At 42.7% G+C, this 25,273-nt stretch carries 22 protein-coding genes; 11 read left to right on the top strand and 11 right to left on the bottom strand.

Annotated elements, in window-relative coordinates:
- Positions 1–2 precede the first annotated feature (2 nt).
- Positions 3–164 (top strand): hypothetical protein, encoded by a 162-nt coding sequence (locus tag F6K46_RS08830; RefSeq protein WP_293051366.1) that lies wholly within the window; start codon positions 3–5, stop codon positions 162–164.
- Here the strand turns inward: F6K46_RS08830 and F6K46_RS08835 are convergent.
- Complete coding sequence (locus F6K46_RS08835) at positions 134–1,840, bottom strand: glycosyltransferase family 2 protein (RefSeq protein ID WP_293051369.1); 1,707 nt, start codon at positions 1,838–1,840, stop codon at positions 134–136. The genes F6K46_RS08830 and F6K46_RS08835 overlap by 31 nt on opposite strands.
- A gap of 368 nt (positions 1,841–2,208) precedes the next feature.
- Between F6K46_RS08835 and F6K46_RS08840 the strand changes: the two genes are divergently transcribed.
- Together F6K46_RS08840 and F6K46_RS08845 are read left to right on the top strand one after the other, a co-directional pair.
- A complete protein-coding gene (locus F6K46_RS08840; RefSeq protein ID WP_293051372.1) occupies positions 2,209–4,266 on the top strand; it encodes a tetratricopeptide repeat protein in 2,058 nt (685 codons plus the stop codon).
- Positions 4,267–4,529: 263 nt separating this feature from the next.
- Positions 4,530–5,372 (top strand): class I SAM-dependent methyltransferase, encoded by an 843-nt coding sequence (locus tag F6K46_RS08845; RefSeq protein WP_293051375.1) that lies wholly within the window; start codon positions 4,530–4,532, stop codon positions 5,370–5,372.
- Positions 5,373–5,375: 3 nt separating this feature from the next.
- On the opposite strand, the gene F6K46_RS08850 is transcribed toward F6K46_RS08845, so the two are convergent.
- Complete coding sequence (locus tag F6K46_RS08850) at positions 5,376–5,504, bottom strand: hypothetical protein (protein ID WP_293051378.1); 129 nt, start codon at positions 5,502–5,504, stop codon at positions 5,376–5,378.
- A 12-nt stretch (positions 5,505–5,516) separates the two neighbouring features.
- Here F6K46_RS08850 and F6K46_RS08855 point away from each other — a divergent pair, with 12 nt between their 5' ends.
- A complete protein-coding gene (locus F6K46_RS08855; protein WP_293051381.1) occupies positions 5,517–5,699 on the top strand; it encodes a hypothetical protein in 183 nt (60 codons plus the stop codon).
- Between the two features lie 2 nt (positions 5,700–5,701).
- Positions 5,702–7,498: an FkbM family methyltransferase gene (locus tag F6K46_RS08860; RefSeq protein WP_293051384.1), complete on the top strand. Its 1,797-nt coding sequence runs from the start codon at positions 5,702–5,704 to the stop codon at positions 7,496–7,498.
- Positions 7,499–7,792: 294 nt separating this feature from the next.
- On the opposite strand, the gene F6K46_RS08865 is transcribed toward F6K46_RS08860, so the two are convergent.
- From F6K46_RS08865 to F6K46_RS08885, 5 genes are all read right to left on the bottom strand, one after another.
- The gene (locus tag F6K46_RS08865) at positions 7,793–9,136 is read right to left on the bottom strand and encodes a tetratricopeptide repeat protein (protein WP_293051387.1); all 1,344 of its coding nucleotides are present in this window, start codon (positions 9,134–9,136) and stop codon (positions 7,793–7,795) included.
- Between the two features lie 530 nt (positions 9,137–9,666).
- On the bottom strand, positions 9,667–10,308 hold the full coding sequence (locus tag F6K46_RS08870; protein WP_293051390.1) for a sulfotransferase family 2 domain-containing protein: 642 nt from the start codon (positions 10,306–10,308) through the stop codon (positions 9,667–9,669).
- A gap of 560 nt (positions 10,309–10,868) precedes the next feature.
- Positions 10,869–11,540: a sulfotransferase family 2 domain-containing protein gene (locus tag F6K46_RS08875; protein WP_293051393.1), complete on the bottom strand. Its 672-nt coding sequence runs from the start codon at positions 11,538–11,540 to the stop codon at positions 10,869–10,871.
- Positions 11,537–14,428, bottom strand: a complete 2,892-nt coding sequence (locus tag F6K46_RS08880; protein ID WP_293051395.1) for a glycosyltransferase — start codon at positions 14,426–14,428, stop codon at positions 11,537–11,539. The genes F6K46_RS08875 and F6K46_RS08880 overlap by 4 nt, the downstream gene beginning before the upstream one ends.
- Positions 14,418–14,696 (bottom strand): hypothetical protein, encoded by a 279-nt coding sequence (locus tag F6K46_RS08885; protein WP_293051397.1) that lies wholly within the window; start codon positions 14,694–14,696, stop codon positions 14,418–14,420. The genes F6K46_RS08880 and F6K46_RS08885 overlap by 11 nt, the downstream gene beginning before the upstream one ends.
- A gap of 112 nt (positions 14,697–14,808) precedes the next feature.
- On the opposite strand from F6K46_RS08885, the gene F6K46_RS08890 reads away from it, so the two are divergent.
- Positions 14,809–14,958, top strand: coding sequence for a hypothetical protein (locus F6K46_RS08890; protein ID WP_293051400.1), 150 nt, complete (start codon positions 14,809–14,811; stop codon positions 14,956–14,958).
- 75 nt (positions 14,959–15,033) lie between these two features.
- On the opposite strand, the gene psbA is transcribed toward F6K46_RS08890, so the two are convergent.
- The gene (gene psbA / locus F6K46_RS08895; RefSeq protein WP_070393396.1) at positions 15,034–16,113 is read right to left on the bottom strand and encodes a photosystem II q(b) protein; all 1,080 of its coding nucleotides are present in this window, start codon (positions 16,111–16,113) and stop codon (positions 15,034–15,036) included.
- A gap of 347 nt (positions 16,114–16,460) precedes the next feature.
- A complete protein-coding gene (locus F6K46_RS08900) occupies positions 16,461–17,849 on the bottom strand; it encodes a GH1 family beta-glucosidase (RefSeq protein WP_293051404.1) in 1,389 nt (462 codons plus the stop codon).
- 487 nt (positions 17,850–18,336) lie between these two features.
- Between F6K46_RS08900 and F6K46_RS08905 the strand changes: the two genes are divergently transcribed.
- Positions 18,337–18,573: a hypothetical protein gene (locus tag F6K46_RS08905; protein WP_293051407.1), complete on the top strand. Its 237-nt coding sequence runs from the start codon at positions 18,337–18,339 to the stop codon at positions 18,571–18,573.
- A gap of 590 nt (positions 18,574–19,163) precedes the next feature.
- On the opposite strand, the gene F6K46_RS08910 is transcribed toward F6K46_RS08905, so the two are convergent.
- Entirely contained in the window at positions 19,164–20,819 is a 1,656-nt protein-coding gene (locus tag F6K46_RS08910; RefSeq protein ID WP_293051410.1) for a Ppx/GppA phosphatase family protein, read from the bottom strand.
- A 177-nt stretch (positions 20,820–20,996) separates the two neighbouring features.
- On the opposite strand from F6K46_RS08910, the gene F6K46_RS08915 reads away from it, so the two are divergent.
- Positions 20,997–21,878 (top strand): 4-hydroxybenzoate solanesyltransferase, encoded by an 882-nt coding sequence (locus F6K46_RS08915; protein ID WP_293051413.1) that lies wholly within the window; start codon positions 20,997–20,999, stop codon positions 21,876–21,878.
- Between the two features lie 476 nt (positions 21,879–22,354).
- Positions 22,355–22,786 (top strand): hypothetical protein, encoded by a 432-nt coding sequence (locus F6K46_RS08920; protein ID WP_293051416.1) that lies wholly within the window; start codon positions 22,355–22,357, stop codon positions 22,784–22,786.
- 801 nt (positions 22,787–23,587) lie between these two features.
- Here F6K46_RS08920 and F6K46_RS08925 read toward each other — a convergent pair.
- Positions 23,588–23,779, bottom strand: a complete 192-nt coding sequence (locus F6K46_RS08925; RefSeq protein ID WP_293051419.1) for a hypothetical protein — start codon at positions 23,777–23,779, stop codon at positions 23,588–23,590.
- 387 nt (positions 23,780–24,166) lie between these two features.
- Here F6K46_RS08925 and F6K46_RS08930 point away from each other — a divergent pair, with 387 nt between their 5' ends.
- Together F6K46_RS08930 and F6K46_RS08935 are read left to right on the top strand one after the other, a co-directional pair.
- Positions 24,167–24,730 carry a DUF6232 family protein gene (locus F6K46_RS08930; protein WP_293051422.1) on the top strand — a complete coding sequence of 188 codons (564 nt, stop codon included), beginning with the start codon at positions 24,167–24,169 and terminating at the stop codon, positions 24,728–24,730.
- A 55-nt stretch (positions 24,731–24,785) separates the two neighbouring features.
- Positions 24,786–25,178 carry a hypothetical protein gene (locus F6K46_RS08935; protein ID WP_293051424.1) on the top strand — a complete coding sequence of 131 codons (393 nt, stop codon included), beginning with the start codon at positions 24,786–24,788 and terminating at the stop codon, positions 25,176–25,178.
- The last annotated feature ends 95 nt before the right edge of the window (positions 25,179–25,273 follow it).

Consider the following 25,273-nt stretch of genomic DNA (forward strand, 5'->3'; position numbering starts at 1 on the left):
CGATGCAGCGATGCATTGCTTTTTCAATAAGGTTGTTAAAGGTTGAATATTTTTTGTTACTCTCGATTCCCTACTCCCGATTCCCGATTCCCGATTCCCGATTCCCGATTCCCGATTCCCTACTCCCTACTCCCTACTCCCTACTCCCTACTCCCTTAGGATAGGCTCTAGCTTTTAATTTTTGCATCCATCCCTTGACTGTTGGTTGCTTAAAGATACTATCAATCACCTCTTTCATATCTTCAGCAACTGGAATAAATTGTTCCGGAATAGTATTACGTTGCCCAAAATAGCTACAGGTTGCTTCTGGCAACCAGAGGGCTCGGCTTCCTCTCAAAAATACTAGATTCAATATTACTTCTACCATCGCAGCGTCTTGATTTAATTCCGTATTGAAGCCCCCTACTAGTTCTAAACGACTGCGACGAAACATAATATTACTTTGACGCAACGGTTGCCACAGTTTCTCTAACTTCCAGATGTGTAAGTCTTCTAAATCCGGTAAGTCTTGCCATGGCGTCACCTGGGTTATTTTTTCTCCCTCAACCAGTTGCCAGCCACTCAATAGTAAATCTAGGGTAGAGGATTCCCGATCAAATGCTGCTACTTGTTTCTCTAGGGCATCTGGTAGTAAAACACTGTCACTATCTAGAAAGATCACAAATTCTCCTTGGGCCATCTCAAGACCGCGATCGCACAACGCCCCCCATTTGCGATTGGCCGTAGGCCACGCTACGCGAACGCATCCCCCTTTAATAACAATTCCCCCCTTACTAAGGTTCCTACTTCCTGTTCCCCCCTTATTAATCCCTGTTCCCCCCTTATTAAGGGGGGCTAGGGGGGATCCCTGCCTACTCCCTACTCCCTGCTTCCTACTCCCTACTCCCTGCTCCCTACTCCCTGTTCCCTGATTCCCTGCCCCATCCACCACAATAATTTCATAGTCGGAATAGTTTTGAGCCAGCACACTCTCCACTGCTCGCTCAACTATCGCGCTATTGTTTTTAACAATAATAATCACACTCACTCGTGGTGAATCCTGATCATCCCAGGGTTTTAGCTGCCTGGTGCTGTCAGCAATGGTGCCTTGTGCTTGGACATTGCCAATGGTTTTATTCTGTTGCGCTTCTTTGCCCATATGGGCCTCATTTTTGCCCCCCATCAGATGACCGTAGCTATGATTTTGATGCACTGCCATCACCACTTCGCTGGCATCGACTATGGGATAACCCTTCATAGCAGCAGTAGTTACCATCCAGGTATCCCAATATCCCCGTCCTACCGCAAACTTAGGGATAGTAGGGAATAAATATTTAGGAAAGATAAAGTAATCCTTAGCATCATGAGCACCTAAACAACCGCTTTGATAGACTTGTTGAAACAGGCTTTCTTCCCAGGTGGGAGACTGAAATTCTATGGGATTGGACAAGTCAAGATTCCAGCGTCTTCCAGTGATTAAAAATGTCTCTAAGTGTTGGTAGACCTGTTGAATAGCTTGGGAAAAATCCTTCAGTAAAATAATATCAGCGTTGATGTAAGTGATGATATCGTAAGTTGCTTGTTCCTGGACTTGGGCAAATACACTATCCAGTAGAGGAGTGCCATAGCTATTGCACTCGATATCAGGAATATGATTAAGTCCTAACTCCTGAGCAATGGCAGCTGTACCAATTTCATCACCAAATAAAATGATTTCTGGCTTGGGTTTGAGCAAAGTCCAGCTGGTAATGGCGTTGTGCTGGATGATACCAATCTTACCTAGGAAAGGCTTAGGCACCGTGAAAATGCTGATGCCTAGGGTTGCTGGAATCTCGGGCTTGATATACAACGGTTCGGCCATTGTGCTGATTGCTAATCCTTGATATTGATGGTATTGTTATAGAGTTTGTATCTGAGTTGTAAACACACGTATTGCCGAAAAAGGCACAAGGCAAGAGCCAAAAGGCAACAGGGGAAAGCTATCCTCAGTTTTATTGTCCAAGAAAAAAAGACGATTAAGGTTTACATCTCAAATGCAAAGGCTATTTTATATAAGCAAATCGAATAGATTAGCTAGAATCGATTAGCTATAATCAAGTTTTGGCGAAATCCCTAAGATACCACAATCAATTCGATGAGAAACTGCTAGAACGAATACAATTTTTTAACCATCGTTCAATAACAGTATAAAGAAACAGTATTAGGATGCGCTCCCAACTAGAAATAGCTATGGTTGAAACTTCTGTAAGTATTGCCAATCAATTGAGACAGCAAGGACAACAGAGTGAAGCAATTGCAGCATACCAGGAAGCAATTGAGTTACAGCCAGATAATCCAGGGATTTATCACCTCTTGGGACAATCTCAGGCTCAGCAGGGGGATTTAGAAGGTGCGATCGCAAGCTACCAAAAATCAATTGCCCTCAATCCTCAACAGTCGTTTTGGGTATACAAACATCTCGGGGATGCTCTGACGGCTCAAGGAAAACTGGATCAGGCGATGGTGGCTTACCAGGAGGCGATGCAGTTTGAGCCAGACCATCCCGATTTTTATCACAATTTAGGACAAGCTCAAGCACGACAGGGCAATTTAAACGAGGCAATCGCATCCTACCAAAATGCGATCACACTCAATCCTAGCCATCCGTTTTGGATCTACAAAAATCTTGGGGATGCTCTGAGACAGACTAATCGATTTGATGAAGCGGTTTCCGCTTACCAGGAAGCAAGCCAGTGTGACCCTGAAAATCAGAGAACAGTATATCCTAACTTGGCACAATGTCAGCAGCAACAGGGAAATTTAGACGATGCCATCGCCTCTTACCAAAATGCGATCGCACTTAATCAACAGCAGCCAGCTTGGGTTTACCAAAATCTCGGGGATAGTCTGAGCTTACAAACTCGATGGTATGAAGCCATTACCGCTTACCGTAGCGCTATAGCCATTAACCCCACCATCAATGGGGTTAAAGAGAGCTTAGCCGATGCTCTGCGAGAAACCAAACAATTGGATTTAGCGATCGCAGCCTATGGCGATGCGATTGAAACCAATCCCGACCGCTTTGAGTCTCACCATTGGCTAGGGGATTTATATCGAGAAAACAAGAATTGGCATGAAGCAGCAGCCGCTTACCAATCCGCCATAGAACTCAATCCCTACAATCCTTGGACTCACAATAATTTAGGCTTAGCCTTAGCCCAACAAGGGAAGCTAGAAGAAGCCGTAGCCGCTTATCAACAAGCCATAGCCCTATCCCCCAATCAGTACTTTGAGTTTTACCAAAAATTAGGGGAAGCTCTCACCCAACTCCAGCACTGGGAGGAAGCAGTTACCGCTTATGGTCGTGCCATTGACCTCAGCCCAGAAAATCCAGATTTATACTACCCCTTGCGCAAAGCATTGGAAGCATTGGGACAGTGGCAAGAACCAGACTATGAACCCCCATCAGAAGACCCTTGGCTAGCCGCTCACCAATGGGCAGATAGTTTGCGAGAACAAGGGAAAATAGCAGAAGCGATCGCAGCCTATCGCTATGCTCTCGATATCAATCCCAACTGTTGTGAATCTTACCATTGGTTAGGGGATTTACTCTTAACCCAACAGACTTGGGATGAAGCAGCAACAGCTTACCAGCGAGCCATAGAACTAAATCCTTACAATCCCTGGTCTCACCATAATTTAGGGCTAGCCTTAACCGAATACGGCAAATTAGACGAAGCAGTAGCAGCCTTAAACCAAGCCATAGCCCTATGCCCCAACCAGTACTTTGAATTTTACCAAAACTTAGGAAACGCCCTCAGCAAACTCCAGCGTTGGGATGAATCCCTTACCGCCTATGGCGATGCTATTAAATTAAATCCAGGCCATCCTCAGTTACACAGTAGTTTAGCAGGTGTATTGGTTCAATTGGGAAAGTCCGATGAGGCGGTAGCGTCCTACCGCCGCTCCATACAGTTAAACCCAGATGACCCCGAGATACAGGAAAAATTAGGAAATGTGCTTCGAGAAAGAGTCCAGGTCGATTTAGATCAAGCAATGAGCTGTTATCGTCGAGCCATTCGGACTAATCCAGATAATCTCGATAATTATCACAAAGCATTAGGGATACAATCCAACGATCCTGAACTCTATCTACAGTTAGGCAATACATTTGTTAAACAAAATCAGTTAGACCAAGCCATCATTTTCTACCAAATTGCCCTCCAGATCCAACCCGAAAATTATGAAGTAAACGCTCAGTTGACCAGTGTTTTGGAAAAACAAGGCAAACTAGGGAGTAGGGAGTAGGGAGTAGGGAGTAGGGAGTAGGGAGTAGGGAGTAGGCAAGAGGCAAGAGGCAAGAGGCAAGAGGCAAGAGGCAAGAGGCAAAAGGCAAGAGGCAACCTTAAACCTTTAACCTTCAACCTTCAACCTTCAACCTTCAACCTTCAACCTTAAACCTTAAACCTTCTAACCTACAACCTTAAACCTTCAACCTACCCTACTCCGACTCCCTACTCCCTATTCCCCAAGACGCAAGTACCTCACCCAATTGATAACTGCTATTAAAAATGAAAACTGAAAAATCCTATAACGGCACGTTCCTCTATTTCGATTATCCCATAAATCAAAAATCGAGATATGGCTATGGTAAGCCTCCTCATCCCAAACTGTATGAAATAATTAATCGAGGGAGAGAGACTTACAAAACCTATCTCAATAGCTTTTTGCAATACCAGGAAACCCTGCGAAAATTTGCCAATAAAGCCATAAAAGAGCACTCCCCCGAGCCATCACTATTCAATCCTTGGCTCCCTGGTCTTGATGCCGTCTCCCTTTATAGTCTTATTCGTTTGAATAAGCCTAAACTCTATTTGGAAGTTGGGTCAGGGAACTCTACAAAATTCGCTAGGCGAGCGATAAAAGATGGTGGGCTAAACACTAAGATTATATCTATCGATCCTCAACCGAGAGCAGAAGTTGATTTAATCTGTGATGAAGTAATTAGAAAACCTGTCGAAACTGTTGACATTAATATTTTTGATCAACTGGAATCTGGGGATATATTATTTGTCGATAATTCCCATCGGGTATTTATGAATTCCGATGCCACAGTAGTATTTTTAGATATTTTTTACAAGTTAAAGCCAGGGGTCATTGTCGAATTTCATGATATCTTTTTACCCTATGATTATCCTCAAAAATGGGACAAGCGCCATTATTCTGAACAGTATGTATTAGCCGCCTACATTTTGGCAGAAGGCAGTAAATTTGATATTATTTTGCCAAACGCTTTCATCGCTTACGATCCCTACTTAAAAGCTCTAATGTCACCCCTTTGGGAATTACCTGAAATGACTGGTGTTAATAAAGGAGGAGCTTCCTTTTGGCTTAAAATGAGAGAAGTCTCTTGAGGATTATAGGGAATAGGGAATAGGGAATAGGGAATAGGGAATAGGGAACAGGCAAGAGGCAAGAGGCAACAGGCAAGAGGCAACAGGCAACAGGCAAGAGGCAAGAGTTTGAAGGTAAGAGGCAAGAGGCATACATGCTAAAGTTTGAAGGCAAGAAGTCTGTTTACAACCCAGATAAAAACGCTATATCATAACTACTCTAGAAGAGCCCAGGATTTTTTCCCTACTCCCTGCTCCCTTTTCCCTACTCCCTACTCCCTACTCCCTACTCCCTACTCCCTACTCCCTATTCCCTATTCCCTGTTCCCTGTTCCCTTTAAAACCTAACTATGGCAATCAAATTTTGGAATGGTATTGCATTAATTGAAAATGATACCTATAGGACTCAATTAATCCCGAAAGTAGGACGCTTAGATCACGATCAATCACTGCTGAAGGAGATTTTACCCCATATACCAAGGGGTGGTGTGGCCATCGATGTTGGTGCCAACATTGGCGATCACACCATTGCTTACTTGAATAAAGTTGGGATAACTGGTCGAGTGTTAGGATTTGAACCCCTCCCAGAAGCTTATGAATGTCTTACGTTAAATGTACCAGGGGCAGAATCCTATAACTATGCTCTTTCAGACCAAGAAGAAACCCTGCATTTAGTGATTCGACCGAACACAGGAGAGAGTTTTTGCTCCTATTCAGAGAAATCACAAACCATTCGAGCTGTTCCATTAGATTCCTTTGAGTTTACCCAGCTAGACTTGATCAAGTTTGATGTAGAAGGTTGGGAGTTAAAAGCCCTCAAAGGAGCGGAAGAGACTATATATCAACATCAACCTCGGATGGTGATTGAGATTAACGAGAATGTATTTAAACGAACCCTCGGGAATCGACAAGAGATTTACGATTTTCTGAGGCGACATGATTACGAGTTACAACCAATACAACCAAAGACTAGCCTCAACACTAAGAGAATTGATGTACTGGCAATACCAGCAAAAGCACAATACTTCTGCGGCTTTCAGCATAAATTAGGGGAAGCTTACACAGCAAATAGTCAGCTTGATCAAGCTATCATCGCTTACCGTCGTGGGATTGGGCTTAACCCCACCATATCTTCCTCTCATCACAACTTGGGGGAAGTATTGGAGAAACAAGGTCATCTGGCATCTGCGATCGCATTTTACCGTAAAGCCATTGAACTCAACCGAGATCACCATCAGTATCATATCACCTTAGCCAAAGCCCTAGCTCGAAAAGGCATGGCCGCTGAAGCAGTAACTGAGTATCGCTTAGGGCTCTCCCTTAACCCTAACTTCCAGTGGTCAGAAGATAATTTTGGCGAAGCTTTATTAGAAGGTCTGTATAAACACCATAGTAAAAACCATAGTAAAGGTTTCCAAGGAAACCCTAGTCAAAATAATGACACAAGCCACGACTGTGGTGTCATTTATTTAGCCATTGGTGAAAAATTTAAACAAGAATTTATTAACGCTTATAAGTTTTTCAAGAAATCCAATCCTACCATCCCGATCTCCCTATTTACTGATTGCCCCATGGGAGAGTTAGATGGTTGTACAGTCTATCCCTTAAATGAGAAAAAAAATCCTCATAAGCTCAAAGTAGATATCTTGAAAAATAGCCCTTATCAAAAAACTCTATTTCTTGATACAGACACCTTAGTTGTTGGGGATATTTCTGAGATATTTTCCTTATTAGATGACTGTGATTTATGTATTGCAAAAACTCCTAATATTGACTATAGTAAGCCACCTTATAAATATCTTGGCTATGAATCTCATAACACCATGAATACAGGAGTATTCGCTTTTAAAAAATGCCAATTCATTACTAAAATGATAGATGGCTGGATTACACTGGCCTCAAAACAAGATGACTCAACTATGAGAGCAGGACATTTTGGTGACCAGTACTATTTTAACCAATTATTACAATCCGGTTTCTTCGAGCAAGAAGGAGGCAAAGTAAAAGTTATAGACAACAAGATTTACAATGTCAGACCTCAGCCTCTTCCTCACCTAATCAAAGATAGCTTATTTAATCAAGCGAAGATAATTCATCTACGACTCTCTGCTTTTGTCCCATCATTAATTTCTCTTAAAAAGAAATAGGGAGTAGGGAATCGGGAATCGGGAATCGGGAGTCGGGAGTCGGGTGGGGAGTGCGTAATAAAGTTGGGTAGGGTGCGTTAGGGGGGCATTCATGTTTCGCCTCGTAGTCAGGGTTAGGTTGCTACCCGTAACCCACCACTGCTGAATCAAACAACTAGACCTCTTGCAAAAGTATTTTTATGATACTGTTTCCCTGGCCGTAGGCCACGCTACGCGAACGATTCTTCTTCACTATTCCCCATTCCCTATTCCCTATTCCCGACAACTGCCGCGAAGTCTACTGTATCGCTTTTTTCAGATTGTCTTGCTTATAACTACGGATTCTGTCACTATAGGCAGACCAAGGTTGTTTTGAGGGTTGTTTTGAGTCATTGTCCAAGGGATGGGTAAGTCTTGTTTGGTGCGAACGGACGAAGCTTGTTGGAATGCTTCAATAGCAAGTTCTAGATTTTTAGCCCTGTCCCCACGGATTCTGTTTCTGTAAGCAATACCTAGCTTGGTTTGAGTCTGTGCCCACTCGATGGGGAAGTCTTCTTTGGTGTAAACTTCTAAAGCTAGTTGGTATTCTTCAATGGCAAATTCTAAATTCTCAGCCCTGTCGCCACAGATTCTGTCACTGTAGGCATTGCCCAGGTTGATTTGAGTCTGTGCCCACTCGATCGGGAAGTCTTCTTTGGTGTAAACTTCCAAAGCGAGTTGGTATGCGTCAATGGTAAGTTCGAGATTATAAGCCCTGCCCCCAAGCATTCTCTGACTGTAGGCTTGAGCCAGGTGGGTTTGAATCTCTGCCCAATAGTAGGGGAAGTCTGATTGAGTGTAAACTGACAAGGCTAGTAGGTATCGGGCAATCGCTTTTTCCAGATTCTCAGCCCTGGGGTGGCGGATTCTGTTTCTGTAGGCTTCCCCCAGGTTGATTTGAGTCATTGCCCAATAGATAGGGAAATCTGATTTGGTGTAAACCGACAATGCTCGTTGGTATTGGGTAATGGCAAGTTCTAGATTCAATCCCCTGTCGCCACGGATTCTGGTTCTGTAGGCTTGACCCAGGTTGCTTTGAATTGCTGCCCAACTTTCCCGCTTACTCTCACGGGTAAACACCGTTAGCACCTGTTTGTAACCAGCAATGGCGATTTCGATGTTATTGGCTTTATTGCCTAGAGGAAACTGCTGGATCAGGTTGCTGAATTCCCAAATAACTTTAGCAATGTATTCTGCTTGAGCTTCTGAGAGTTTAGCACTTGCCCAGGTTTCCAGGATGTCAATAAAGTTATCATCCAGTTTGTCTAGGTTGGCTCCCAGGAGTGGGTAAACTACTTTGGGGTTGCTATCGCTGTTGTCAGTTGCCAGCAATACCTCTATCAATAATTCCAGATAGTCTTCGGATGAGGGATTAGCTGAGGTAGGGGTTTCTGAGATTCCCAGCATGTCTAAAAGCTCACTCCTCAGACCCAGTAAAACCTCAGCGTTGTTTTGCTTGCCCTCTGCTGTCAGTTGTTCTGCTACTTGTGCCATTACCTGCAATAACTCTGAATCCACTAACTCACGGTTGCTCTCAAGAATTTTGAATTCTTCACCACTGGGACAAGTTAGCACTTGCTCGATCAGCTTGAGGTATGCTCGTAGTCTTGCTTCGTCCATTTTTACTGGTTTTTTCGGGTGCATCTGAGCTTTGGCAACAATACGACCATTGAAGGCTAAAACACTTATCCCGTTCCCTCAATTGTAGAGTTACAACATAGATTTACAACATTGAGATGCACCGGTTTTTTATTACCCCTACTCCCGACTCCCCACCCTTCTATATAATAAATGGGATAATGCGATCGCGCTGCTGATCAATCCCAACCAGAGAATTGTAGGGTGGGCAGTGCTCCCAAGGAATTTAAAACTTGGGATAGCTTTGATAGGCACTGCCCACCAACAGGAAATTAATAATATCAATCGTAGGGTGGGCAGTGCTGCCGAGAAATTTCCAAGGTTGGGATAGCTTTAATCGGCACTGCCCACCGACAGTAACTTAATTAAAAGAATCCTCAGGTGGGCAGTGCTTCATGCCAATTTAAACCCTGACAATCTCGAAAGTAAGCACTGCCCACCCTACGCCTATTACCTATTACCTATTACCTATTACTTATTACCTATTGCCTCTTGCCTCTTGCCTTACCCAACTACGCCATCCCAAACTTATAGTTTCCATACTTAATGTCATACCAAAATAAATTAGCGACTCTATCTATGGCTTCTTGATTATAATAATTAGCGTAATCATCCCGTTTGTTTTGCTCTACCTTAGGTAAATTCAGCTTCAGTCCTAGCATAGACTCCAAGAAAGTTAAATCTGATTCTAAATTTTCAAAACGGATAACATAATCCACAAGAAACGTGTTATCCTCATCAAGTGCCGAGTAAGACAGTGAGTAAGCCGACAAATCCGTTAAGTGTTTCCCTGCCTTGATATCCCAGGATTTACCCTTAGTGATCCACTCTGTAAAGGGCATTTTTTTGTTGGGATTGTACTGTTGTTTCTCCCAAAAGTAGAAGCCATTGTGATCAGGATTTCCAAAGGAGTACACAGAGACAAGCATATCCCAGGGATTTCTAACAGAGGTAAATTTAAAGTAGCTATTCCAGTCCCAACCCATGCGCTCAAAATGCTGTTTCACCATAGATGCTGGCACATGGGGATTGTTGTGTATTCCTTTATCTGTACTAACACTATCACTGTAAGGCTCTAGTGCTTGTCTAATCGTAGCATCACCAGACCTGGGCTTACCAATGAATACGAATTTATGCTTGTGTGATAGTCTCATTTTATAGCAGTTATTAATTGGGTGAATTACAAAGTCCTAGGTTTTAGGGAACAGGGAACAGGGAACAGGGAACAGGGAAGAGAGAAGAGGTAAAAAATCAGTGTACATCATTAATATAAAAACCGCTATAGGGTTTATTGCATTTATGAGGTAAACTTTTCAATCTCAAAGTCCCCCTTTTTAAGGGGGATTTAGGGGGAGCCCTTTGTTACTCATGGGGAAGAGAAATGCTATATATTAATTGGGTGAGGTAAAAAGTCCTAGGTTTTAGGGAACAGGGAACAGGGAACAGGGAACAGGGAACAGGGAGTAGGGAGTAGGGAGTAGGGAATAGGAGTAATAAAGTTGACTGTATCTTATAGGTCTTATCAACGCTATATTTGATAATTCAAAACTCAAAAATTAGCACTGATAACTGAACACTGATCACTCAAAAATTATCTAGCGTTTCCTAGTAAGCGTGAGGTACATCTAAATTTTATTCCCTGTTCCCTGTTCCCTGTTCCCTATTCCCTATTCCCTGTTCCCTACTCCCTACTCCCTATTCCCTATTCCCTATTCTAAAAAGAATACTTTCCGTAGTTGATATCATACTCAAACAGCTCGGAGACTATTGCTTTGGATTCGCTATCATAATACTGGCTGTAGTGGTCATGCTTGCTGGTATTGACCTTCAAAGAGTCTAGCTTGAATCCTAGTTTTGACGAAACAAAATCTAAGTCTTCCTCTAGGTGTTCAACACGGATAACATAATCCACTAGGAAATTATTCTGATCATCAAAAACATAGTAAGGAAGGGTATAGGTAGACAAATCATCAAGATATATTTGCTGCTTCAAGTCCCAGGATTTTCCAGTCTTAATCCACTCCTTGAATGGCATCCTAGTGTTTGGGTTATAGGGGTATTTTTCGACAATGTCTTCGGATACACGGATTGCTCTTGCTGTTTCCCACCAATAAATACCTCGGTGATCTGGCTTGGCATAGAAGTACAAAGAAACCAGCATATCCCAAGGGTTTCGGATACTAATAAACTTGAAATAGCTGTTCCAGTTCCAACCCATACGCTCAAAATGCTGCTTTAACAGAGATGCTGGCACATGGTGATGGTAATGTCGCTTCTTATCCGTACTGGCAATATCGGTGTAAGGATCCAATGCCTTGCGAATACTAGTACTAGCACACTTAGGTTTGCTGAGGAATACAAACTTATGCTTGTGGGATATTCTCATGATAACTGTTGATAGATGTCCGATTTAACAATTGATTTTAAAAAATAATCGTTGCTCAGCTTTTCTTTAATCGGGTGCTGCTGCAGGTAGTGGTGGGTTTCCTCAATTAAAGCAAAATCCTCAGCTTTGGCCGCTGCTTCTTGTCTAGACTGGAAGTAAAGGGGATAGTCTTCGCCCAAATACTCTTTTACAGCTGGCAGCGGATTGACTAAAACCGGGGTATTTCTTACGATGCACTCAATGATCGCGTTATTGGCACTGGTGTCATACAACTCCAAATAAGCAATATTCTTTGACAAGACTTCATCATACTCATCATTGGGCAAATAATCAACTATCTGCACATAACTGTAATTCGGCTGTAACTTAAATACTTGTTTTTCACTATGTAACATCTCCCCGGAATAGGGTTTACGTAACACCATCTTTTTATAATTTTTTACCGGTAAATAGTAGATAGAGTGCATCTTCCGCAACCAAATCCCAATTTGGATAATAGTTGGCTCAGGATTTGCCAAAAACTTATCCATCGAAAAGATAACATCTGGGGTTTCCGTAGGATGGATAACGCTAACAATTGGCACATCTAGCTGCTTTTGGAGCCATCGACGAGAGTCTTCAGATAAACAAAATAGACCTTGACAATACTTAATACTCTCTTGCCACAACTGACTTTCAAATATTCTCTGAGGTGACAGGTGTTCTTGAAACCATTTAGGAGCATAGGGAGGACAATGGATGAATCCAATCCAAGGCTCTGTATAAGCCGTTGGGCTGTTGTTACAATCTCCAGGATCCGATCCCCAGGCGAATTTCTTTTCTATGAAGCCATCCACCAAAATTCCAGCATCATTGTGTAAGGCTTTCAAGCTATTCATCGCATAAGACCATCCAGAGCGATGCTCCCCATAATGATACTGTAAAGCAGAGGCAAGATTGAGTTTTTTCGGATAATCCCCAGAGTCTTCAAACCCTGAATCCTGCTCTTCAGTTTGGGAGACATCAAGGCTTCCATTACCATTGGATTTCTCAGTTAGCGGTACATAATACTCCTGTAAAATTTTTTTCTCAAAATCAACCGTTGATTCAAACCGCCTGTTATAGGATTGAGGGTCTTCTAGGTAAATTCCTAACGGTTCCCTCAAGAGCATGAATTTAGACCCGTTAGTTGAACAACGTAACCAAAATTCCCAATCAGCACTCGCGCCATACTCAATTTCATCGAAATAGCCATTTTTTTCATGGACACTCTTCCGCCATACCGGCATACAATGGGGAAGATTTTGGGAGCCGATCTTACCTTTTTCCTCCCCTTCAGCCCACCACTTTTCCTGAAAAAAGTCTTCAGTTCCAAAATACTCCGGAAATCCCACATACCAGACAGCATGAGCGGTATTATTATCCCAGGTTTCATTGGGCTGCATCGTAACTTTCAGAGGAGCGCAAACCACGTCCACATCAGGATGCTCATCCAAAGCTCTCATATGTTCTTGAATATGTCTGGGAGCTCTGCGGTCATCGAGATTAGCGTTTGTAATATAGTGACCACGGGCTAATCTAATGCTCATGTTCCAAACTTCATATAGCCCTGGGTCTTCATCCAATTTTATATAGATAATATTGGGATACCTGGTCATATACTTTTTAATCACAGGCTCTTCATTTCCCGGAGAATTGGGATTAACCAATATTAATTCACATTCAGCAAAAACAGTCTGCTGGGTAATATCCTTGAGGAAGTGTTCAATATACTTATCCCCTTTAAAGACTGATGTGATGATGGATACTTTTGGTTGCCATTTATAGGTACTAAATGGTCGATTAAGCAGAGTAGAGCGTATTAGATTTTGCCATTCCGGTAGGTTACTGACTCCATAAGAATTGAATGGAGAACCATGAGCAGCTGAAAATGTTGTAAACTGCTCTATCCAATCAGAAATCGTTTCTGTTGCCTGGTAAGGGGTAATGCTTAAAGAGTTTTTTAACTCCTCAGCCATAGTGGTAAAATTACCAGCATGATAAGAGCTCCAGGCTGACCAGACCAAAGAATTATAATCGTGATTTTTAGTATTGGTATGGCTATAGACCGGATTCTGAGCATCAGGTAATCTGGGTTTATATATAATCGGTTGTTTACTGTTTTGATAAATTGTCAAGAATTGCTGAACGATATAGTTATCGATGTGACCAATTAAGTCATAATCAACAAAGTTGATATCAGCTTTTTCTTGATAATAATGATACCGAGCTGGAGCAAATATTTTGGTAAAATTAAGGGCTGATTTTTGCCAGATTTCGTAGCTATAGTTGGTGGAGTGCTTGACATGATAAGCAACGGGAGAAACTAAGTCTTTTATGGTTAACCCTTGTTGCCAAGCAATCACTGGTACCCAGAAATCCCAAAAGGGAATACCAAGACAAAAGTCAGAGGATGGGAATTTTTCCAGCAGTTCTTTTTCAAAAAAGAACACATCAACCCCAACATCGTAAATCTCACCGTTGATTGATTCAGCAGTATCAACATCGACTCGTGAAGCGAGCAGGATAGAGTTTTGAGTTTGCTCTCGAATAAATTCTGTAAAATCCTGCTCAGCTTTTAAGATAATATCTGCGTTAACAATTCCACAGATTTGGCTACCGTACTCACGCAAATAGGATAAGAGGTCATCAATGTAAACATAAGGCTTACCATAATGCTCTCGTCCATCCCGAAATACTCTGTGAAATTTAATGTCTTGATATAAAGGCTGGAGTTTCTCAATCTCTTCTAGAATATTTAATGAAACAACCTCAAATCCTAGATTAAGCCAACTATTAATAGCTGCTTGTTGCTTATTAATATTTCCTGGTGCAATACTGGTTACGATGACAAGGGTTTCAGTTGTCATTAGTCATTGGTCCTTGAGGAAAGGGAACAGGGAGTAGGGAGTAGGGAGTAGGGAGTAGGGAGTAGGGAGTAGGGAGTAGGGAGTAGGGAGTAGGGAGTAGGGAGTAGGGAGTAGGGAACAGGGAAAAAGTTGTGTGTACCTCAGGTGCGACCCGTGGCGAATTTAATTCGCCAAGGTCAAGGGCACCTAACTTGTGATCAGAAGTGCTATATATCGATGCTATCGCCCTTGATAGTATTTTTCTGTTGATAGTAAACCCAGTTACCACAGACAAATTTAAATTTTTTATAAAGTTATCGACAATTTTATATTAAGTTTTATTAAAGGCAACAGTAAAGACAAAAGGTAAAGGGGTATTGACAAAGAACCAATGACTACCAATGACTATCGCGTTTCCTAGTAAGCGTGAGCTACATCTAAATTTTATTCCCAGCTCCCAGCTCCCAGCTCCCGACTCCCGACTCCCGACTCCCGACTCCCGACTCCCTGCTCCCTACTCCCTACTCGCTAAAACCTCAGAACTCAAATAATGACAGACAAACAAAAAAGCGCTCCCCATCTGGAGAGCGCTTTGTTTTAATCAAGTAGATTAAGCCAAGTTAAAATTAACCGTTGATCGCTGGAGCAGTTAAAGCTACAGGAGTAGCTTCAGCCGCAGCTAGGTCTAGAGGGAAGTTGTGAGCGTTACGCTCGTGCATTACCTCGAAACCTAGGTTGGCACGGTTTAGTACGTCAGCCCAGGTGTTGATCACGTGACCTTGTGAGTCGATGATGCTCTGGTTGAAGTTGAAACCGTTGAGGTTAAATGCCATGGTGCTGATGCCCAGTGCAGTAAACCAGATGCCGATTACAGGCCATGCACCCAAGAAGAAGTGCAAGGAACGGCTATTGTTGAAGGAAGCGTATTGGAAGATTAAACGACCGAAGTAGCCGTGAGCTGCAACGATATTGTAAGTTTCTTCCTCTTGACCGAACTTGTAACCATAGTTCTGAGACTCAGTTTCAGTGGTCTCACGTACTAAGGAGGAGGTTACCAAAGAACCGTGCATTGCACTGAACAAGGAACCACCGAATACACCGGCTACACCTAGCATGTGGAAGGGGTGCATTAGGATGTTGTGCTCGGCTTGGAACACAAACATGAAGTTGAAGGTTCCGCTGATACCTAGAGGCATACCATCGGAGAAAGAACCTTGTCCAATTGGGTAGATCAAGAATACGGCGCTAGCAGCTGCAACGGGTGCGCTGTAAGCTACGCAGATCCAAGGACGCATACCTAAACGGTAGCTCAGTTCCCACTCACGACCCATGTAGGCAAATACACCAATCAGGAAGTGGAACACTACCAACTGGTAAGGACCACCGTTGTATAGCCACTCATCTAAAGAAGCAGCTTCCCAGATTGGGTAGAAGTGTAAGCCAATGGCGTTAGAAGAAGGAACAACAGCACCAGAGATGATGTTGTTTCCATACATCAGGGAGCCAGCAACAGGCTCGCGGATACCATCGATGTCCACAGGAGGAGCAGCGATGAAAGCAATGATGAAGCAGGTGGTAGCAGCTAGCAGGGTTGGGATCATTAAGACACCAAACCAACCTACATAGAGGCGGTTGTTGGTGGAGGTGACCCAATTGCAGAACTGAGACCACACAGAGGTGTTGCTCTGCTGTAATACAGTAGTCATGTTCTTATGATTGCGGGTATGAATATGAACTTTTCGAGGTTCGTCCGGCTTGTGTGCGCCTTCATATATTTATATTAAGCAATATATTTATTTTTGTAAAGGGTTTTGAGAGTAATTTCCCCTCAGGTTATTAAATAATGTAAATAAGTAATAATTATATTACTTAAGTATTGACAAAATGATAATAATAGGGTATTAGCCAACAAAAATAGGTAAACCAAAATAGCGATCGCATTTGATCTGGTAGCGATCGCTACTAGGACTTACTCCTTAACCCTCTCCCTAGGGTTACACTAACGGATTACCACTATACCGATAGGGTTTTATCGGATTTATCCGATTAATGATCAAACCACCCGATTATTTTGAATACACTGGGAATACCACTCAAAACTAGCTTTAGGAATACGCTGTTGGGTTGGATAATCAATATAAGTAATCCCAAAGCGCCGATCATATCCCCAATACCACTCAAAGTTATCGATCAGACTCCAGAGGAAATAACCATTAAGAGGATACCCTTCACTAACAGCGCGATGGGCTGCTTTGAGGTACTCTCGGAGGTACATAATCCTGTCCGTATCAATCACCTCACCCCGACCATTCAATTCATCCTGTGCCGCACAGCCATTCTCAGTGATAAACATAGGCAAATCCTGTCGCCCCAGGGTTTCACTGACGTGACGAATGCCCCAATAAATGGAATCTGGTAGGATATTCAGCCAAGGCAGATTCATGCGAGGGTAGCCTTTGGGCATACCAAGGAACTCGTACCCCTGTGGATTGTCAGCAGCCCGGACATAGGTACCAGTGTAAATATTAAGACAAATCCCATCCAGAGGCTGATGAATGATTTGTAGGTCACATGGTCCGATGTCTGGGGCATTGTCTCCTAACACCTCAAGTAATTCAGGACTATAAGCACCAGTCAGAGCAGGGATAATGATACCGCCATTTTGCCCACATAAAGGGAATGCCTTTTTTGCTGCTGCCACATGGATGGGTGACTCATTGATTGGCACCGTGACGGACAAGTTATCCACTAAGGCTATAGAACAGGGAACCCGGGAAGCACTACGGATGGCTTGACAGCCCAAACCATGAGCTAAAAGGGCATGATGGGAGGTTTGCCATACCTGTTTGATGGATGTAACACGCCTACCCGGAGCATGGATCGGGTCGTGCTCAAACCCATAGCCTAAGTGAGTAAAACACATGATCTCATTAATGGTCATCCAATTAGTAATGCGATCGCCTAATTGAGTGACCACAGCGGTAACATAATCCGCAAAGTCAAAGGCCATCTGGCGAGAAAGCCAAGACTTGTATTTGTCTTCTAGGGCTTGGGGAGAGTCCCAATGAAATAGAGTGGCATGGGGAGTAATGCCATGATCTAACAAGCAATCCACCAAGCGCTTATAGAAATCAACCCCTTCCTGATTGACTTTGCCACGCCCGTCAGGAATAATCCGAGGCCAAGCAATGCTAAAGCGATAATCCTTGATCCCTAGTTTGACCATCAGCTCTATATCTTCTTTGTAGCGATGGTAGTGGTCACAAGCGACAGCACCGGTATCATCGTTAAGTATTTTTCCAGGGGTACCACTGAAGGTATCCCACACACTAGGTTTGCGTCCTCCTTCACTTACTGCTCCTTCAATCTGATAGGAAGCGGTGGCTACTCCCCATAAGAAGTTGTCTGGGAATTGGTAACTGATTCGATCGCCGTTAGTCATTAGTGCTTTGTTATTAAGACAGGGAGTTACGTACTAGATCATCCCACCTACTTTAGTGGTGGGACGAGTTAACCTATCCGCAATCAACGAAGAATCTTAACAGGAATGATAACTTTTGATCCACAGCTTCTCAGGAATTGGGTAGGGTCTTTTAGGGTTGGAAGTCCCCTGCCACTGAGCCGAAATCACTGATATATCAAGGCAGGGACCTTGAGGCCGATCAATTTAACCGACTACCGGTAGCCCAAAAGAGAAGCCACCAACAACCCGGCTTTATGATCCAGATTCACAGACCTTTACCAAGATTTTTAATGAAAATTTAAGATTTTTGACATTTTCGGTTATCGACAGGGATTTCGCCTATGGTAGAAAGTGCCAAGTCATACTTTGGCTCTGGCTTTTAACTCACCTGCTTATGCGGTTAAATTTTATGAGCATTTTGCCAAACTTTCTCCGTTCTTTGGTAATAACAATCCTTCTGAGCTTTATGGCTCCAGTGGCACTAGTTATTGGTTTACTGGCAGTTTTTGGTATAATAGGATACATTCCGGGCTTGACAGGGTTTGGTCTTACTGCCACAACTGAGCTATTGAAATTTCTGACTATTTTTGGTAACGGATCCCCAATTCAGGGAGTATTAGTGATTGCCTTTACCTGTAGCCTAGTCGGAGCATTATTTGACCTCTACGCCTGCGCCCGCTACCAAAATCTGAATGATAACTAAGTAGAATAGTAATCAAATTCGTGAAAACTCCCCTGAGGTATTGGGGATATGGTTGAAATTGAAATTATCTATTATTTATATCTGTTCTGTACGGAAATTATCCTAATGGTTTAGGAAGGGGAGCGAACTCAAAGACCTTTTCGGAATTGGTAGATTGATAACAGTTAGCCGATAAATTGCGGGTTTTATCAGCAGATTGTTCTGGATAACGATTAGGTAACGCCAAAATCGTGTAACTAAAATTGATAAAGATTGACAGGAAACTTTTTACTGGAAGACTTGATCTGTCAATCTTTTTTTGATCCTTCAGCTATATCAATAGCTCAGAGCCCAGAGCTGAAGTAAGTATTCAGCTATCAGCCGTTGGCCGTAGGCCACGCTACGCGAACAGCAGTCAGCTAATCAAAGGGAGGTAGAAAATAAGCTTACTAAGTGGTTCTGTTGCTTGAAAATCCCTGCTCATTTTACTCATCTGACCCCCAGCAGTTAAAGTGCCTGCTAGCTGTTGGCGTAGCGTGCGTGTAGCGCATTGGCTGATAGCTGATAGCTGATAGCTGACGGCTGAATGCTTACGAGCTGAAGGCTTAGCCTTAATAAGCGGCGAGACTACTCTTGGATGCCAAACTCGCCACCACTTTAACTCCAAATTCCTCTTCAAATACCGATTTTTTATAATCCAAATTCCACAGTTCCAAAGCACAATCATCATTAGCAAAAGCTGGCACTAGATCTAGATGAAGTGCTTTATCATCGGATCGATAATCCGACTTAACTTGCCGAATTGCACCAATATGTCTACGGTCTAAAGCAATAGCTAACCGTAACAAAGCACTAAGCTGACTCACCAACAGGCGATGCTCTTGATTGGCCAGATTGTTGTAATTCTCATGCTTTTTCTTGGGAGGACTCTTGCGATGGTAACGAGCCAGATTAGCAATGATTTCAATTTCGGGCTCCAGAAAGCCCAACAGTTCAGCATTGCGAATTAAGTAATAAGAATGCTTGTGGTGGGCCGAATGACTAATATACACCCCACAGTTGTGTAAAATTGCTGCTGCCCAAAGTAATTCCCGTGCCTGTGTTCCCCAATTGTGCAGTTTTCCTTGGGTTTGGTCAAATAAGCTCAGGGCAAAGTCAGCCACCCGCTGACTATAGTCCAGGTTGACCTGATATTTCCCAGCAACTGCGAGCACACTCCTTTCCCTGACCTCATCTTGGTAGCGTAGTCGGTCTTCAATCAAGCCATGGGTGAGCATCCAGTCAACGATTAAGCCTTCCCGGAGTGATCGTCCACAAATTATGATCGACTCCATTCCCAGAAGCTTCATAGCTTCTAATAAAATGATTGCCCCAGCAACAATAATTTCTGAACGCCTCTCGGACATCTCTGGCAGGGTTGAGCGTTCAGCCAAACTCATAGCAGCTAAGCGCTTGAGCATTTTTTCCAAATCTTCACGACTGAGCTCATACCCCGTTAGGGGATTAGGTAAAATACCCAGATGCTCATAGGCGTGCATCTTGGCTAGGGTCTCAATAGTGCCAGATGTCCCCACTAAACGAGGCTGTTCACTCAGTTTCAAGTTACCCTGGATGTCGTCAACAGCTCGCTCTAACATTCCCCTGACATAAGCTTGCAAATAGAGAAACTCACTTTGGCTGATCGGGTCTGTAGTTACAAACTCCTTTGTAAGACGAACGGCTCCTATTTTTGTGCTACTTAGGGAACGGGGGTTGTGACGATCCCCGAGGATCAATTCCGTTGAACCACCACCAATATCAATAATGATATGGGGATGGTTGTTGAATTCCATAGCTGACAACACACCTAGGTAGATGCGTCGTGCTTCCTCCTGACCAGAAATGAGGTTTACCAATAAACCCAATTCTGTATATACCTGATTTAAAAAAGCCTGGCCATTTGGAGCTTCCCGCACAGCACTGGTTGCTACCGCAACTATGTTTTCAGCATTGAGGCTGGCTGCCAGTTCCTTGCAGCGTTGTAGAGTTGCGATCGCTCTTTTCATGGCTTCGGGGGTCAACTCACCGGTCCGGGGGTTGCAATTTCCTAACCTGACCGTGTCCTTTTCTTTACCAATAATCGTGAATGCCGGGAGTTTGGGGTCAATTCGCACCACCACCATGTGAATGGAATTGGTACCAATATCGATGGCAGCAATAATGCGCTCTTGCTCTTTGTCAGGAGTGGAAACATGTAGGAAAATGTCTTGGGTCAGTGAGTTAACCATAGTGATATAATATCCTGCTTACAGATATCAGCCCGAAACCTATGAATAACGATATCTTTAAGGAGACTAACAAAAAATAGGCACTATCTCCTATAGTGAAATTCCTCTGATTCGAGGGAACAATGCGGAAAATTACCAACAAACAAAATTACTAACAAATAAGTCACCATTCCTGCTATGATTACCCAGCCAAACCCCAATCCCATACCCACCTGGCTAGCCATTATGCGACTGTTGCGATGGGATAAGCCAACTGGACGATTGATTTTAATGGTGCCAGCACTGTGGGCAGTTTTTTTAGCAGCCCAAGGGAAACCACCCATTCCCCTGGTTGCGGTGATTATTCTTGGAAGCTTAGCCACCAGTGCTGCTGGCTGTGTAATTAATGACGTTTGGGATCACAATATTGATTCCCAAGTGGCGCGAACTCGCTCACGCCCTTTGGCATCCAAAGCCCTATCGGTCAAAGTTGGCGTAGTAGTTGCCTTAGTTGCTATGGTCTGCGCTGGGGTGATTGCTCTGTATCTCAATCCTTTCACCTTCTGGCTTTGCGTGGCCGCTGTACCAGTAATTGTGTTTTACCCATCTGCCAAGCGAGTGTTTCCTGTACCGCAACTGGTTATGGCAATTGCTTGGGGTTTTGCTGTACTGATTAGTTGGAGTGCCATTACTACAACTCTAGAACCAGCGACCTGGTTACTCTGGGGAGCAACGGTACTGTGGGCATTGGGATTTGACACAGTCTATGCCATGCCAGACCGGGAGGATGACCAGAGGATTGGGGTGCGCTCTAGTGCCTTGTTTTTCGGTAAGTATGCTGCTGATGCCGTAGGTGTGTTCTTTGCTGGTACTGCTAGCTTGCTTGCTGGCCTCGGGGTTGTGATGGATCTCCAACTGGGCTTTTGGTTAACCCTAGTGATAGCGACAGTAGTCTGGATTTGGCACTATACTAGACTACGAAAGCCCAATCATCCCACATCTGTCTATGGAGAGATTTTTCGCCAAAATGTCTGGATTGGCTTTGTGCTACTGGCCGGGATGATTATTGGTAGTCATTAGGCACTTGCATCTAAAAAAAATACCAATTAAAGTGGGGTGGGCGAAGTAATCTCAGGAAAGTTGCTAGTTATTCTTATAAAGATTAGCTCTTGATAGCAATAATCGAGAATTGAGTATCTAGTGATACTAAGCTTTGGTGTGTGGAAGGGATTTTGAGGTATTTTTTTAACTAGCTACTGATAACTAGCCACTTAAGTTAATCTAATCTAGAATACTCAACAAAACCAAACTTTTTTGGCCTACCCTACAAGCTAAAAGCTGGTATTGTGTTTCTTGGCTAGTCTCTTAGTATTTTAAAAATTGCTAACAGTTAATTGTTAATTAAAAACAGTTAATTGTTAATTGTTAATGAGCTGTTTTGCCTTTTGCATGCAATATTTTTGCCTAATGTTTCTTTCAGGGAAAAGATGGGAAACCTAATAGTGTGCAATTGTTAAAATAGTCCGAATGGGCTAATTTCTGTAGAGGTTAAAAGCATGAACATCAAACGATACCAGCTATCAATTATCAGTGCCTGTTTGTTTGCTCTCATCAGCCCAACGGTGGGTTATTCCCAAGAAACTGAAACTATTCCTGAAGAGGCTGAGACTATTCCTCAAAAACCATTGACTATTCCTGAAGAGGCTGAGACTATTCCTCAAAAACCATTGACTATCCCTGAAGAAGCTGAGACTATCCTCCAAAACGCTGAGATTGGCTATACACCAGAGTTTGTAAATTTTTACATGGGGCAATGTGTTGGCACTAAGGGCTCAGAGGCTCAGGCTTTTTGTCAGTGTACCATTGATAAAATTCAAGAAAAATACCCCTATGAAGAGTTTCTAAGTATTGGTCTAGAAATTACTGGTGGTGCAGAACCTCCTGAAGATTTCAATAAACTGATTAAGTCCTGTGAAGCTGATAATTAGTAATTAGGTAAGCTATCAGCGATTAGCGGGGAGCATGTCAACTTTGTAATTAGGTAGATAGATCCCCCCTAACCCCCCTTAAAAAAGGGGGGAATTAGATTGAAAAGTCCCCCTTATTAAGGGGGATAATGGGGGATCTGAATCAGGGATTAACAAAACTGACATGCACCCGATTAGCGCTAATCGGGTGCGCTTAATTTGACCGTTTGCGCGATGGGCACGCTACGCTGGGTTTATTTTAAGCTGTTCGCGTAGCGTGAGCCTTTGGCTGACGGCTGACGGCTGTTCGCGCAGCGTGCGCGTAGCGCATATGCTTACGTTATTACTCACTACAAAACGGGCAATTTTTGATTATTAATTGCCATTGTTATTATGCCACCACCCTCAGGGCTGTTTCATTTTGGTCGGTTCAGCGAATCGAACAATCGAGAATGAAACAGCCCTGGGTTTATTTTGGGGGTAATCCATTGGCTCCGTTGAGTATACAGTTGACTATCGAGTACGGGGTTGACGGGAAATTTGAGTCGTACCATGTCACCCCCCTGCTTGTCAGCTCTATTTTACTGAGATGTCTTTCTTAGTAATACTTTCAGGAGTTTTATGCATCAGTATGAAAAATATTTAATTATATCATAGGATCAGCTCAGAAAAAGTACCCTTAAGGGTACTGCCAAGCTAAGGTGAGATCTCATATTCTATAAAAGGTCTTGATTGAAATTTATTACCGCCAAAGTTAAAACCTATGGTTTCTAAATACTAGAATCCTTGTGTTTTTCAAGTTCCGATCAAGTTGCGAGCATCTCAAAGTTCCAGAAGCGATGCAGCGTGGTCTTGGGGAGGCAGCGCGGTCTTGGGGAGGCAGTGCGGTCTTGGGGGTTCCCCCCATGAGCAACTGCCGTGGTCTCCCCCATGAGCGACTGCCGTGGTTTCCACGGGGCTTACAAGGTGCGGACGCAGGTTCCGCACACAGCCCCTCCCCATGAGCGACTGCATCAAGACAGGGTAAATGCATCTACATTAGAAAACCCTTACTCAGAAATAAATTCCAATTCATAACCTAAACCAAAAATCAGATTAATGCCAGCTCTAGTAGGCATTTAAAACTTGGTGCATCTCACATTTGTAATGGTGCGCTTGACCCATTAATAATTAAATTCTCCACGGGTCGCACCTAAATGTTGCTAGTGGTGCGTGATAAGACGAGTTCGCCCTCATTTTCTCGGTAGCCAGTGTTAGGACAGTGCGTCCGATTGTAACCGGCAAGATGCCGGTTCCACCGACCGGGTCAAACAGCAAAAATGAGATGCACCTTTTAAAACTTAAATCTAGCAACACCAGTAATCTTTATCAAGGCATAATTTGGAGTTAACTTAAAAAAGTATGCTGAGTAAAAATCTGCCAGATAACGTTAGTGAGCCAACGGAAATTGAAACATCTTTTTTAAAGATTAGAGGTAAAACGTTAATCTTTGGAAATGTTGTTTACAAAATTGATAATATTGCAAGTATCGGATTAGTTGATTTGAGCTATACTGCTACATATAAACAGCCAATGCACAAGAATTCTATTGTTTTATTTATTATAATGATAATAGCTTTGGCTACTGTATTGTATGGATTTTCTTCAAACATAATTGTAGTTATAGCTATTGGAGCTTGGTTAATTTATGACTCTAATAAAACTATAAATAAAAAAATAAAAAAATATGGAATGACTATTTATACAAATAATGGCCTGAAGAAAATTTTAGTAAGTAGGGATAAGGAATTTCTTGAAAAAGTTATTTGGACTTTGTCTGATGTGATGAATAGCAATGAACCAAAAGATATTACTTTTAACTTTGAAACTTTGGACATGTCTGATAAATCTATAGAAATTCAAGGAGATATTGGTGCTCCTGTAGTCTCAGGTAATTTTGATGCGGATATTGTGAACAGGTTTTAAAAATTATTACACTCTGATTATTGTCAATATATTCAATGGATTAAGGAGATCAAAGGTGGCAGATAAATCGATTAAAATTACTGGTAATAATAATTTTAATGAGCCTATAGTATCAGGTGAATTCAAAGTAAATGTATCAGGTAATGTCAAAAGCAATGTTTCTAATAATACATATAATAATTCAGAACAGAAAAGGAATCTTGCTGAAGCTGCAAGCGAGATTCAACAACTTCTAGAGCAGCTAGAAAAGTCATATTCCACCGAGACAATTAGTGGAAAGTTGAAAATTACAACTAAAGCCATAGAACATATTGAAAGCAACCCAAAACTGTCCCAGAAGATACTTAGTGCCTTAAAAGCAGGAAGCCTTCAAGCTTTGGCACAACTCCTCAATCATCCCACATCTAGTTTTTTTATTGCTGCTTTGGAAGAATGGGATAAAAACTAGGGCAAATGCATCTAAATTATAGAAGCATTACTTAGAAAAGATTATGAAATTGATGATATAATTATTTTTGCTTATATCATCAATTTCATAATCTA

The sequence above is a fragment of the Moorena sp. SIO3E8 genome (genome assembly GCF_010692445.1).
GTDB classification, from domain to species: Bacteria; Cyanobacteriota; Cyanobacteriia; order Cyanobacteriales; family Coleofasciculaceae; genus Moorena; species Moorena bouillonii.

Bases quoted from the DNA above. Each gene is read 5' to 3' on its own strand.
- F6K46_RS08890 (WP_293051400.1), top strand. From the start codon at position 14,809: ATGACTATCGCGTTTCCTAGTAAGCGTGAGCTACATCTAAATTTTATT.
- F6K46_RS08835 (WP_293051369.1), bottom strand. From the start codon at position 1,840: ATGGCCGAACCGTTGTATATCAAGCCCGAGATTCCAGCAACCCTAGGC.
- F6K46_RS08915 (WP_293051413.1), top strand. From the start codon at position 20,997: ATGATTACCCAGCCAAACCCCAATCCCATACCCACCTGGCTAGCCATT.
- F6K46_RS08910 (WP_293051410.1), bottom strand. From the start codon at position 20,819: ATGGTTAACTCACTGACCCAAGACATTTTCCTACATGTTTCCACTCCT.
- F6K46_RS08875 (WP_293051393.1), bottom strand. From the start codon at position 11,540: ATGAGAATATCCCACAAGCATAAGTTTGTATTCCTCAGCAAACCTAAG.
- F6K46_RS08865 (WP_293051387.1), bottom strand. From the start codon at position 9,136: ATGGACGAAGCAAGACTACGAGCATACCTCAAGCTGATCGAGCAAGTG.
- F6K46_RS08850 (WP_293051378.1), bottom strand. From the start codon at position 5,504: ATGCCTCTTGCCTCTTACCTTCAAACTCTTGCCTCTTGCCTGTTGCCT.
- F6K46_RS08900 (WP_293051404.1), bottom strand. From the start codon at position 17,849: ATGACTAACGGCGATCGAATCAGTTACCAATTCCCAGACAACTTCTTA.
- F6K46_RS08830 (WP_293051366.1), top strand. From the start codon at position 3: ATGCAGCGATGCATTGCTTTTTCAATAAGGTTGTTAAAGGTTGAATAT.
- F6K46_RS08920 (WP_293051416.1), top strand. From the start codon at position 22,355: ATGAACATCAAACGATACCAGCTATCAATTATCAGTGCCTGTTTGTTT.
- F6K46_RS08880 (WP_293051395.1), bottom strand. From the start codon at position 14,428: ATGACAACTGAAACCCTTGTCATCGTAACCAGTATTGCACCAGGAAAT.
- psbA (WP_070393396.1), bottom strand. From the start codon at position 16,113: ATGACTACTGTATTACAGCAGAGCAACACCTCTGTGTGGTCTCAGTTC.
- F6K46_RS08870 (WP_293051390.1), bottom strand. From the start codon at position 10,308: ATGAGACTATCACACAAGCATAAATTCGTATTCATTGGTAAGCCCAGG.
- F6K46_RS08905 (WP_293051407.1), top strand. From the start codon at position 18,337: ATGGCTCCAGTGGCACTAGTTATTGGTTTACTGGCAGTTTTTGGTATA.
- F6K46_RS08845 (WP_293051375.1), top strand. From the start codon at position 4,530: ATGAAAACTGAAAAATCCTATAACGGCACGTTCCTCTATTTCGATTAT.
- F6K46_RS08840 (WP_293051372.1), top strand. From the start codon at position 2,209: ATGGTTGAAACTTCTGTAAGTATTGCCAATCAATTGAGACAGCAAGGA.
- F6K46_RS08860 (WP_293051384.1), top strand. From the start codon at position 5,702: ATGGCAATCAAATTTTGGAATGGTATTGCATTAATTGAAAATGATACC.
- F6K46_RS08930 (WP_293051422.1), top strand. From the start codon at position 24,167: ATGCTGAGTAAAAATCTGCCAGATAACGTTAGTGAGCCAACGGAAATT.
- F6K46_RS08925 (WP_293051419.1), bottom strand. From the start codon at position 23,779: ATGCAGTCGCTCATGGGGAGGGGCTGTGTGCGGAACCTGCGTCCGCAC.